Source organism: Billgrantia kenyensis, from assembly GCF_013697085.1.
Classification (GTDB): Bacteria; Pseudomonadota; Gammaproteobacteria; order Pseudomonadales; family Halomonadaceae; genus Halomonas; species Halomonas kenyensis.
On record NZ_JACEFT010000097.1, the window covers coordinates 1 to 502 of the forward strand.

At 68.3% G+C, this 502-nt stretch carries 1 protein-coding gene; it reads right to left on the bottom strand.

Annotated features, from left to right (window positions below; translation table 11 throughout):
• A partial coding sequence (locus H1D44_RS20770) for a contractile injection system protein, VgrG/Pvc8 family (RefSeq protein ID WP_280525497.1) occupies positions 1–502 on the bottom strand: 502 nt, incomplete at both ends.

The window sequence follows — 502 nt, forward strand, 5'->3', positions numbered from 1 at the left end:
GGTCGTGGTCGGTGAGGGTGAACTTGACCCCGGGGGCGAGCTCGGGCAGGTCGCTCTCGGCGGCGCAGGTCAGGGCGTCGTTTCTGAGGTGTTCGAGGCGGATGCGGGTGAAGGCGTCACCGGAGGCGTCGGCCTTGTAGCGGCCGGGGTAGTCGTAGTGCTCGTACACTTTATCAACGACGGCCCGTTGGGCGTGCTCTCCCAGCCACTCTGCGTCGTGCTCGGGAAGCTGGGCCTGATGTAGCTGTGAATAGCCGGGGTTCTTGAACGAGTAGTCCTTGAGCGTGACCGAGGCCGGGGCGACCCGGGCGAGCTGCTCGAGCTTGCGCACGTGGCGGCTCGGCGGGGTGCCGCCGGCGCGGCCGTGGTAGGTGCGCTCGCCCAGGTGGGCCAGGGTCTGGGGGGCGTCGGCGAACACCAGGCGGTGGGCACCGTTCGGCGCATCTTCGCCTGTCTCGAAGAACTCGTGAAAGTAGAACAGGCCCTCTTCGGCAGCCAGGCG